The 9,567-nt window shown below is 64.6% G+C and carries 9 protein-coding genes and 1 pseudogene; 2 read left to right on the top strand and 8 right to left on the bottom strand.

Going from position 1 to position 9,567, the window contains the following annotated elements; all coding sequences use genetic code 11:
- The first annotated feature begins 107 nt into the window (after nucleotides 1-107).
- Complete coding sequence (locus ACNPP0_RS15775; RefSeq protein WP_448706412.1) at nucleotides 108-1,397, top strand: Nramp family divalent metal transporter; 1,290 nt, start codon at nucleotides 108-110, stop codon at nucleotides 1,395-1,397.
- 64 nt (nucleotides 1,398-1,461) lie between these two features.
- Here the strand turns inward: ACNPP0_RS15775 and ACNPP0_RS15770 are convergent, their stop codons facing one another.
- Together ACNPP0_RS15770 and ACNPP0_RS15765 are read right to left on the bottom strand one after the other, a co-directional pair.
- Nucleotides 1,462-1,683 (bottom strand): XRE family transcriptional regulator, encoded by a 222-nt coding sequence (locus ACNPP0_RS15770; RefSeq protein ID WP_448706411.1) that lies wholly within the window; start codon nucleotides 1,681-1,683, stop codon nucleotides 1,462-1,464.
- Between the two features lie 154 nt (nucleotides 1,684-1,837).
- Nucleotides 1,838-2,482: a TetR/AcrR family transcriptional regulator gene (locus ACNPP0_RS15765; RefSeq protein ID WP_448706410.1), complete on the bottom strand. Its 645-nt coding sequence runs from the start codon at nucleotides 2,480-2,482 to the stop codon at nucleotides 1,838-1,840.
- Nucleotides 2,483-2,638: 156 nt separating this feature from the next.
- On the opposite strand from ACNPP0_RS15765, the gene ACNPP0_RS15760 reads away from it, so the two are divergent.
- Complete coding sequence (locus tag ACNPP0_RS15760) at nucleotides 2,639-3,922, top strand: MFS transporter (RefSeq protein ID WP_448706409.1); 1,284 nt, start codon at nucleotides 2,639-2,641, stop codon at nucleotides 3,920-3,922.
- 84 nt (nucleotides 3,923-4,006) lie between these two features.
- On the opposite strand, the gene ACNPP0_RS15755 is transcribed toward ACNPP0_RS15760, so the two are convergent.
- The 6 genes and pseudogenes from ACNPP0_RS15755 to ACNPP0_RS15730 all read right to left on the bottom strand — a co-directional run.
- The gene (locus tag ACNPP0_RS15755; protein ID WP_332608687.1) at nucleotides 4,007-4,747 is read right to left on the bottom strand and encodes an ABC transporter ATP-binding protein; all 741 of its coding nucleotides are present in this window, start codon (nucleotides 4,745-4,747) and stop codon (nucleotides 4,007-4,009) included.
- Entirely contained in the window at nucleotides 4,744-5,547 is an 804-nt protein-coding gene (locus ACNPP0_RS15750) for an ABC transporter ATP-binding protein (RefSeq protein ID WP_332608688.1), read from the bottom strand. The genes ACNPP0_RS15755 and ACNPP0_RS15750 overlap by 4 nt, the downstream gene beginning before the upstream one ends.
- Nucleotides 5,544-6,632, bottom strand: a complete 1,089-nt coding sequence (locus tag ACNPP0_RS15745; protein WP_332608689.1) for an ABC transporter permease subunit — start codon at nucleotides 6,630-6,632, stop codon at nucleotides 5,544-5,546. Before ACNPP0_RS15745 ends, ACNPP0_RS15750 begins: the two co-directional genes overlap by 4 nt.
- Nucleotides 6,629-7,480, bottom strand: a complete 852-nt coding sequence (locus tag ACNPP0_RS15740; RefSeq protein WP_409360600.1) for a branched-chain amino acid ABC transporter permease — start codon at nucleotides 7,478-7,480, stop codon at nucleotides 6,629-6,631. Before ACNPP0_RS15740 ends, ACNPP0_RS15745 begins: the two co-directional genes overlap by 4 nt.
- Before the next feature lie 235 nt (nucleotides 7,481-7,715).
- Nucleotides 7,716-8,861 carry a branched-chain amino acid ABC transporter substrate-binding protein gene (locus ACNPP0_RS15735; protein ID WP_046804693.1) on the bottom strand — a complete coding sequence of 382 codons (1,146 nt, stop codon included), beginning with the start codon at nucleotides 8,859-8,861 and terminating at the stop codon, nucleotides 7,716-7,718.
- A 256-nt stretch (nucleotides 8,862-9,117) separates the two neighbouring features.
- A pseudogene (locus tag ACNPP0_RS15730) lies at nucleotides 9,118-9,567 on the bottom strand (trifunctional transcriptional regulator/proline dehydrogenase/L-glutamate gamma-semialdehyde dehydrogenase); the annotation flags it as partial.

Below are 9,567 nucleotides of genomic sequence, written 5' to 3'. Positions count from 1 at the left end.
CTGTCCCGGGTCGCGCCATTGCTCGGCCCTATCCCGGGCTTGGGCAAAATCAATTTGACGGTCTGCCAGCGCTTCCAGAAAATGAGAACCATTCTCAGGAGTGCCGCATGACCGGATTCATCTACGCAATTTCTGGCGGCAAGGCCGCCTTGGCTCAGGACGCGCGCGTGTCGGCCAACCTGCGGCGCATGGTCGGCTCGGGCATCCTCGTGGCTGTCGGCTACATCGATCCCGGCAACTGGGCCACCGACATCGCGGGCGGCAGCGGCTTTGGCTACGGCCTGTTGATGGTCGTCATCTGCTCCGCATTCCTGGCGCTGGGCTTTCAGATTCTGGTATCGCGCCTGGCGCTGGCCACGGGGCAAGACCTGGCCACGCTGACGGCCCGCCACTTGTCGGCCCGCTGGTCCAAGGCGGCCTGGCTGGCCGGCGAGGCCGCCATCCTGGCCACCGCCCTGGCGGAACTGATCGGCGGGGCCATCGCGCTGCGCTTGCTGTTCGGCCTGCCCCTGATCGCGGGCGTGGCGGTGACCGGCGTGGGCACCTTCGCCGTGCTGGCACTGACCCGCGGCATCGCCGACCGCCATGAACGCGTGATCGCGGTGTTGCTGGGCGTGGTGGCCGCGTCGTTCGTGTTCCTGCTGTTCAAGGCGAACCCCGCGTGGACGGCCGTGGCCCACGGCGTGACCGAGACCGGTCGAGCCTTGCGCGACCCCCAGGGGTTCTTGATCGCGCTGGGCATCCTGGGCGCCACCTTGATGCCGCATAACCTGTATCTGCATTCCGGCTCGTTGGCCGAACGCGCGCAATCGCTGCCCGCTTCCGCGCGCGATATGGCCATGCGCGTGGCGCGCAACGACACCATTGTGTCGCTAGGGGTGGCCATGTTGATCAACTCGGCCATCATGATCGTGGCGGCCGCATCGCTGTCGGGATCGGGCCAGATCGTGTCCAGCCTGGACGACGCGCATGCCGTCATCGGCCACACGCTGGGCGTGGGGGCCGCCGTGGTCTTTGCCGTTGCCTTGTATGCGGCGGGTCAGAGTTCGACGATCACCGGCGTGCTGGCCGGGCGCATCCTGTCCAAGGGGTTTCAGATTCGCAGCAACTGGTCGGACCGGCGGCGCGCGCTGGCCACGCGTTTGATTGCGGGCGCGGCGGCCGTCGGCCTCTTGGTCTACACGGGTGGCAAGGACCCCGACGAATTGCTGGTCTTGAGCCAGGTCATCCTGAGCCTGGCCCTGCCCTTCGCGTTGGGCCCGCTGGTGGTGCTGGCCTGCCGCAAACAGGTAATGGGCGCATACGCGCTGCGCGGCGCCTGGGCATGGGCCGCTGTCGGCGCCACCGCCGGCATCGTCATCCTCGATGGCTATCTGCTGATCGACATGGTGGCTTGAACCGGACCCGCCCCAAAAAAAACGCCAGCATATGCTGGCGTTTTTTTGGCTGGCCCCGGGCGCCTTAGTGGCGGGCGGAGATGACCGGATGCTGCTGTCGACCGGCGTCCATGTCGTGCAGGATTTCGCCGACGGCGCCGCCCAACGAGGCCATGCGCACTTTCAGGCGCAACCACAGACCGCGATTGAAGGGACTGGACAAGGTTTCCGCTTTGACGGCCTCGCGGATCAAGGACCGCTCCAGCGCATCCGACATACGGGCATTTTTCAACGCGGTATCGCTCATGATTCTCTCCTTGAGAAAGCGCGATGTGGAACAACACAACTTCATGTTAGATCCGCGTTTGTTGCGTCGCAATAAAAACTTCAAGCATTTTTTTAATCGTTGCGCAATGGGGACAAACACCACCATTACGGTGCATGCGGCACCACATTAAGCACTAGTCTTGTGCAGCGCCCTGCGCCATTCCGGCGGTCCGATGCGCCTGAATCAGCTTGTCGGCCATGTCGGCAACTCGCGCGGCCGGGCCGCCTTCACCAAACAGCTGGCTGGACACGAACGCGCCTTCAATCAACAAAAGCAGGCCATCGGCCAGGGCGGCGGGGTCTTGGACGCCCATGCCCGACGCCATCTCGTTCAAGCGGCGGCGCAATTCCAGCTTGTGCTCGACGGCCACCGCGCGGGCGGGATGCTCGGGTTCGGGGTACTCAACCGCGGCATTGGTCAGCCCGCAGCCGCGATACCCGTTCACCACGGCCCGCTGGGCCAAGCCCGACAGATAGTCCAGCAGCTGCGCGCGCGGATCGCCGGGATGGGCCGCGCAGGCGGCGTCGAAGCGGGCCCAGAATTCGGCGTCGTAGTCGCGCAGATAGGCCGCCGCCAATTCATCCTTCGATGAAAAGCTGCGGTACAGGCTGGGTTTGGTCACGCCGGCTTGATTGACGATGGCGTCAACGCCCACGGCGCGGATGCCGTCGCGGTAGAACATTTCGCGCGCCGTCTTGCGGATGCGGTCTGCCGCCAATAGCGGCTTGGTGCCGGTTTTTGCCGTGGCGCCTGAGGCATTGGAAGGCTTGCTGGCCATGCTGGACTCCTGAAACGGAAGGCGGATGGCAACCTCCACCACACCAGCGGGTAGCCGCGCCTTCAAAAAACAAATCGCCGAAAAACTGCTTGACGATGTTACTGACCGGTACGTACTATTCGCACATCGCAAATCTGATACGTACCGGTCAGTAACATGAGTATAGCCCAACCTCCGCTTCCCTTTCAGCGCGCCGGACAGAAGTACGCCTTTGTCGTCGTCGCCGTCATTTTCCTGGCCTTGCTGGTTTCCGCCGGTTTGCGCTCTACCCCCAGCGTGCTGTTGGTGCCGCTGGAGGAAGCCTTTGGCTGGAGCCGAAGTTCGATCTCGTTCGCGGCCGCGGCCGGCATCTTTTTGTATGGCCTGGTGGGCCCCTTCGCGGCCGCCGCGATGGAGCGCTTCGGGCTGCGCCGCGTCTTGATCACCGCCCTGATCCTGATGTCGGCCTCCAGCGCCGTCAGCGCCTACATGACCCAGCCCTGGCACCTGCTGATGACCTGGGGCGTGTTCTCGGGCCTGAGTTCGGGGGCAGTGGCCTCGGTGCTGGGCGCCACGATTGTGAACCGGTGGTTCATCAAGCATCGCGGACTGGTGATGGGCTTGCTGACCGCCAGCACCGCTAGCGGCACGCTGGTCTTCCTGCCCATTCTTGCCACGCTGGCCTCGTCCGGAGATTGGACGCGCGTGGTCTGGACCGTAGCGGCAGCCGCTGCCGCCATGGTGCCGCTGGCATGGTGGTTGGTGCCCGACCGCCCGGCCAACGTCGGCCTGACGCCGTTCGGCAGCGACCCCGACGCGCCGCCCGCCCCCGTCGCCCCGCGCACGGGGATGCTGGCCGCCACCTTCGGTGCCTTGGCGCGCGCGTCCAAGACCACCACCTTCTGGTTCTTGTTCGCCACGTTCTTTATCTGCGGGTTCACCACCAACGGCTTGGTGGGCACGCATTTGATTGCGCTGTGCGGCGACCACGGCATGCTGGAAGTGCAAGCCGCCGGCCTGCTGGCGCTGATGGGCGTGTTCGACCTGGTCGGCACCACGGCATCGGGGTGGCTGACCGACCGCTACGATCCGCGCAAGCTGCTATTCGTTTATTACGCCCTGCGCGGCCTGTCGCTGATCTACCTGCCCTATTCCGATTTCTCGTTCTACAGCCTGTCGATCTTCGCCATCTTCTTCGGCCTGGACTGGATCGCCACCGTGCCACCTACCTTGCGCCTGACGACCGAAGCCTTCGGCGAACGGGACGCCGGCATCGTGTTCGGATGGATTGTCGCGGGCCACCAGCTGGGCGCGGCCAGCGCGGCGTGGATGGCCGGCGCGATCCGCGAAGCCCAGGGCAGCTACATGATGGCCTTTTTGATTTCCGGCGCCACGGGCTTGATCGCCGCGGTGATTGCACTGCGGATCGGCAAGAAGCGGGCGGCGCCTGTGCCTGCTTGAACGCGTCAATTCGCCTGCGCAAGAAAAAGCCCGGCATACACATGCCGGGCTTTTTTATCGCGCATATCGAAGCACGTGCAACCGTCAGGCCGGAGCGTCTTCGACTTCGCCCAGATACGCCGCCCTGACCTTGGGATCGTGCAGCATCTGCGTAGCCGGGCCAGACAGAATGATCTCGCCCGATTCCATCACATAGCCGCGATGGCTGTTTTCCAGCGCCAGGCGCGCGTTCTGCTCGATCAGCAGAATTGTGACGCCTTCGCTGGCGATGGTGCGCACCACTTCGAACACCTTTTCGACCATCAACGGCGCCAGGCCCATCGACGGCTCGTCCAGCAGCAATAGCTTGGGACGCGCGATCATGGCGCGGCCCATGGCCACCATCTGTTGCTCACCGCCCGACAAGGTGCCGGCCGCCTGCTTGCGGCGTTCGGCAAGACGCGGGAACAGCGTGAACACGCGGTCGGTGTCTTGCCGGATCTGCGCGGCGTCGCGGCGAATGTAGGCGCCCATGGCCAGGTTTTCTTCAATGGTCAATTGGCCGAAGATGCCCCGCCCTTCGGGCACCATGACCAGCCCGCGGCGCACCAGTTCGTGCGACTTCTGGCCACCGATGGACTGCCCGTCGTAGACGATTTCGCCGCCCGCCAGCGGCACCAGGCCGCAGATGGCGCGCAGCGTCGTGCTCTTGCCCGCGCCGTTGGCCCCGATCAGGCACACGAGCTCGCCGGCGTCCACGCGCAGGTCGATGCCGCGCACGGCGCGGATGCCGCCATACGCGACTTGCAGGCCGCGCAATTCCAATAAGGGTTGGGATGCCGTCATGATGCCGGGCTCTCCTTGTGAATCAGCGGGTCTTGCGCGGCGCCCGCGCCCAGATACGCTTCGATGACCTTGGGGTCGCGCTGCACCTGGGCAGGCTTGCCCATGGCCAGCACCTTGCCGTATTCCAGCACCAGCACACGGTCGCACAGGCCCATCACCAGCTTCATGTCGTGCTCGATCAGCAGCACCGTGACGCCGTCGTTGCGGATCTTTTCGACCAGCTTGCGCAGCACCACCGTTTCCGACGCGTTCATGCCCGCCGCCGGTTCGTCCAGGGCCAGCAGCTTCGGGTCCGTGGCCAGCGCGCGGGCGATTTCCAGACGGCGCTGATCGCCATACGGCAGCGAACGCGCAACGTCGTTGGCGCGATGGCCGATGCCCACGTAGTCCAGTAGTTCCTGCGCCCGCGCCTCGATGGCCGCTTCTTCAGCGCGCGTGCGGCGTGTGCGCAGCACCGCGCCGAACACGCCCGCCTTCGTGCGCAGGTGCCGGCCGATCATCACGTTTTCAATCGCCGACAAATTCGCGAACAGCCGGATGTTCTGGAACGTGCGCGCCAGGCCCGCATGGGCCACCTCGTGCGGCTTCTTGCCCGACATCGGCTGGCCGTTGAACGTGCAGCTGCCGTCCTCCGGGATGTACAGGCCGGTCAGCACGTTGAACAGCGTGGTCTTGCCCGCGCCGTTCGGGCCAATCAGGCCATAGATTTCGCCCTGCTCGATATCGAAGCTGACGTCGGACAGCGCTTGCAGTCCGCCAAAGCGTTTGCCCAGCCCCTGGGCTTGCAGCAGTTTGCTCATGCCGGCCCCCCTTGCGTCTTGGTGGATAGTTCACGCTTGCGCACCGCCGACGGCCACAGGCCGGCCGGGCGGAACAGCATGACGCACACCATCGCCAGACCGAACAGCAGCATGCGGATGCCTTCCGGGTCCAGCACCACCGCGCCGAACACCATGTGCTGGAACGGTTCGACCACGGCCCGCAGGAATTCCGGCAAGGCCGCCAGGATCAGCGCGCCCAGGATCACGCCCGGGATATGCCCCATGCCGCCCAGCACCACCATGCAAAGAATCGAAATCGACTCCATCAGCGAGAAGCTTTCGGGGCTGACAAAGCCTTGCATCGACGCGAACAAGGCGCCGGCCACACCGCCAAACGACGCCCCCATCGCAAACGCCAGCAGCTTGATGTTGCGCGTGTTGATGCCCATAGCCTTGGCCGCGATTTCGTCTTCGCGGATGGCTTCCCAGGCACGGCCGATACGCGAATTCTGCAAACGCACACACACCACGATGATGATCAGCGTCAGCGCCAGCAGCAGGTAGTAGTACTTTTCCGGCCCGGTGAAGCGGATGCCCATCAACGTCTCGGTGCGCCCGAACGTAAACTCGCCAACCTTGAACGGATCGATGCGGTTGATGCCTTGCGGCCCGTTCGTGATGTTGACCGGCGCATTCAGATTGTTCAGGAAAATGCGGATGATCTCGCCAAAGCCCAGCGTCACGATGGCCAGGTAATCGCCCCGCAACTTCAGCGTGGGCGCCCCCAGCAAAACGCCGAACAGGCAGGCCACCGCCAACGCGATCGGCAAGATCGCCCAGAACGGCAGGTGCAGCCCGAAATGTGGCGACGCCAGCAGCGCCCACGTATAGGCGCCCACTGCGTAGAACGCGATATAGCCCAGGTCCAGCAGCCCCGCGAAGCCCACCACGATGTTCAGGCCCAGCGACAGCATCACGTACAGCAACGCAAAGTTCAGGATGCGCACCCAGCTTTGGCCGGCCATGCCGATCACAAAGGGCAGCACCGCCAGCACGATACCGATCAGCGCAATGCCGATCAGGTTGCGGGTCGACAGCCCGCTGTGTTTCAGGGATGCGTTCATGCCCGGTCTCCCACGCGTTCGCCCAAGAGGCCCGAGGGGCGGAAGATCAGCACCAGCACCAACACGAAGAACGCGAACACATCCTGATAATGGCTGCCCAGGAAGCCGCCCGTGATGTCGCCGATGTATCCCGCGCCCAGCGATTCGATCACGCCCAGCAACAGGCCACCGACCATCGCGCCCACCATGCTGCCGATCCCGCCCAGCACCGCGGCGGTGAACGCCTTCAGGCCCAGCATGAAGCCCATGGTGTATTGCGACACGCCGTAATAGGTGGCGACCATCATGCCCGCCACGGCGGCCAGCGCCGAGCCGATCAGGAACGCGGCCGAAATCACGGTATTGATATTCACGCCCATCAGCCCCGCCACCTCGCGGTTCTGCGCGGTGGCGCGCATTGCCGTGCCCAGGCGAGTCTTGTGCACGATGGCCAGCAGACCGCCCATGATCAGCGCCGCGATCACCACGATGGCGATCTGTAGCGTGCTCATGCGGGCGCCGGCAAACTCGAACACGCGCGGCGACAGCACCTGCGGAAAGTTCAGGTAGTTGCGGCCCCAGGCCATCATGGCCACGTTCTGCAAAATGATGGACACGCCGATGGCGGTGATCAATGCCGCCAGGCGGGGCGCGCGGCGCAGCGGCCGGTAGGCAACGCGTTCGGCCGTCCAGCCCACCGCCATGCACAGCGGCACGGACACCAGCAGGCCCACGCCCAGAACCACGAAAGCGGACACGCCAGGGTCACCGCCCACCAGCGAAATGGCGATCGTGGTGGCCGCCATGGCGCCGATCATGACAACGTCGCCATGCGCGAAGTTGATCAGCCCGATGATGCCGTACACCATGGTGTAGCCAAGGGCGACCAGGGCGTACACGCTGCCTAGCGTGACGCCGTTAATCAGTTGTTGAATGAAGATATCCATAGGGGCCGCGAAAATAAGCCTGGAAAAATCGCGCTGCAGCGGCCCGCGCCATGATGCATGGAACGCGGCGCTCGCGGCGACACGCCGAGCGGCGTGTGCGCAAAGCGTTGGCGGACGCCGGCAGCGCCGGCACGTCCGCCCTACGGGTCAGCCGGCCTTAGTTGGCTTGGCTGACCATCGTTTCAACCATTTCCCACTTGCCGTTCTTGACTTCGTAGATGGTGACCGAGATCTCCTTCAGATCGCCCTTGGCGTCGTAGGAAATGTGCTCGCTGGTAGCGCCCTTGCGGTCAAGCTTGGCCAGCACCGGCAGATACTTCTCGGGCTTGGACGAGCCGGCCTGTTCAATGGCCGTGATCATGTTCCAGGCGCCGTCATAGGCATACGGGGCGTACACGCCCGGGGCCTTCTTGAAGCGCGCCTGATAGCGCTGTTCGAAGTCCTTGCCCGCGGTCATCTTGTCCAGCGGCACGCCGGCCAGCGAGGCGAAGGTGCCATTGGCGGCGTCGCCGGCCAGCTTGATGAACGTGTCGCTGCGGGTCATTTCACCCGAGACCAGCGGCGCCTTCAGGCCCAGCGTGGCCAGTTGGCGCTTCATGGGACCGGACTGCGCATCCAGGCCGCCGTAGAAAATGGCGTCGGGCGCCGCGCCCTTGATGTTGGTCAGGATGGCGGTGAAGTCGTTGGCCTTGTCGGTGGTGTACTCGCGGCGGACCACTTCGCCGCCAGCGGCCTTGACGGCCTTTTCCACTTCGTCGGCCAGGCCCTGGCCGTAAGCCGTGCGGTCGTCGATGATGGCGACCTTCTTGGCCTTCAGGTTCTGCACCATGAACTTGCCGACCGCGGCGCCCTGCTGGGTGTCGCTGGTCATCATGCGGAACGTGGTTTCGTAGCCCTGCTTGGTGTATTCCGGCGACGTCGCCATGGCGATCTGCGGCAGACCGGCTTCATGGTAGACGCGCGATGCGGGAATGGTGGTGCCCGAATTGAAGTGGCCCAGGATGCCCACGACGTCCTGATCAACCAACTGCTGCGCCACCTGCACGCCCACGCGCGGGTCGGCCTGGTCATCACGCGACACCAGCACGAACTTGGCGGGCTGGCCGTCGACCTTGATGCCCTTCTTGTTGGCTTCTTCCAAAGCCAGGTTCAGCCCGTTCTGCATGTCTTCGCCATAGTGCGATTGCGGGCCGGTCAGGGGGGCGGCAAAGCCCAGCTTGATGTCGGCGGCCTGGGCGGCGGCCGTCATGCCCACAGCGGCGATGCTGGCGGCGAGAAGCTTCAAAGTGGTGCGGAACTTCATGGGAAAACCCTCCGGGTATCGGGACATTTGGCCTTGGTCTTAAGGCCTTGTTATACCTGAGCTTTTAGCCAGGCTTTTGGTTTTTTCTACTACCGCGAGCCGGGCTGTGGCCCGTTCCCGCGTATGCATTTTCTGCAAAGTCCGGATGTCGGGTTGCGGCATCCGGACTTGAGGTGCGACCGGATTTTCGTTCCAGTGCAACCTGCCCGATATTGGAGATAACCCTCGGTCATCGAGGGTTACCCCTCGGTCACCTTCAACCGATCGTCATGAGGCTGGCGTTGCCCCCGGCGGCGGCCGTGTTCACGCTGATGGAACGCTCGGTCAAGAGCCGTTCCGGCACATAGCTGGCGCCTGCCGCCAAGGCGTCGGACGTCAGGCCATGCACGGACAGGATGGCGCCGGGGCGCTGCGCGATGCGCTGGTTCAGCGCTTGCAGCGCGTCGCCATCGCCTTCGAACAGAACCGCCTGGTAGTCGGCCTGATCCACCTCATCGTCAGCCAGGATGCCGGCCTGCCCTTGTTGTTCGGCATCCAGCGTGGCCAGCAGCGCCTGGGCAGCGGGCGTGTCCGCGAACCAGGCATGGTTGCCGGTCAGACGGGCAACCGACCACTGCGCCCGCGCGCCGGCTTCGGTGGCGGCCACGCAATACACAGCGCCACGCGGCTCGACCATATAGGTGTTGGTCTCGCCCGTGGGGCCGGG

It is taken from the genome of Achromobacter semiaridum (assembly GCF_053543755.1).
Note: the sequence above shows the minus strand (reverse complement) of the source record. Positions and strands in the feature narration are given on the sequence as shown.

Coding starts and splice junctions, on each gene's coding strand:
- ACNPP0_RS15745 (WP_332608689.1), bottom strand. CDS start 6,632: ATGAACGCATCCCTGAAACACAGCGGGCTGTCGACCCGCAACCTGATC.
- ACNPP0_RS15755 (WP_332608687.1), bottom strand. CDS start 4,747: ATGACGGCATCCCAACCCTTATTGGAATTGCGCGGCCTGCAAGTCGCG.
- ACNPP0_RS15775 (WP_448706412.1), top strand. CDS start 108: ATGACCGGATTCATCTACGCAATTTCTGGCGGCAAGGCCGCCTTGGCT.
- ACNPP0_RS15765 (WP_448706410.1), bottom strand. CDS start 2,482: ATGGCCAGCAAGCCTTCCAATGCCTCAGGCGCCACGGCAAAAACCGGC.
- ACNPP0_RS15750 (WP_332608688.1), bottom strand. CDS start 5,547: ATGAGCAAACTGCTGCAAGCCCAGGGGCTGGGCAAACGCTTTGGCGGA.
- ACNPP0_RS15760 (WP_448706409.1), top strand. CDS start 2,639: ATGAGTATAGCCCAACCTCCGCTTCCCTTTCAGCGCGCCGGACAGAAG.
- ACNPP0_RS15740 (WP_409360600.1), bottom strand. CDS start 7,480: ATGGTGTACGGCATCATCGGGCTGATCAACTTCGCGCATGGCGACGTT.
- ACNPP0_RS15770 (WP_448706411.1), bottom strand. CDS start 1,683: ATGAGCGATACCGCGTTGAAAAATGCCCGTATGTCGGATGCGCTGGAG.
- ACNPP0_RS15735 (WP_046804693.1), bottom strand. CDS start 8,861: ATGAAGTTCCGCACCACTTTGAAGCTTCTCGCCGCCAGCATCGCCGCT.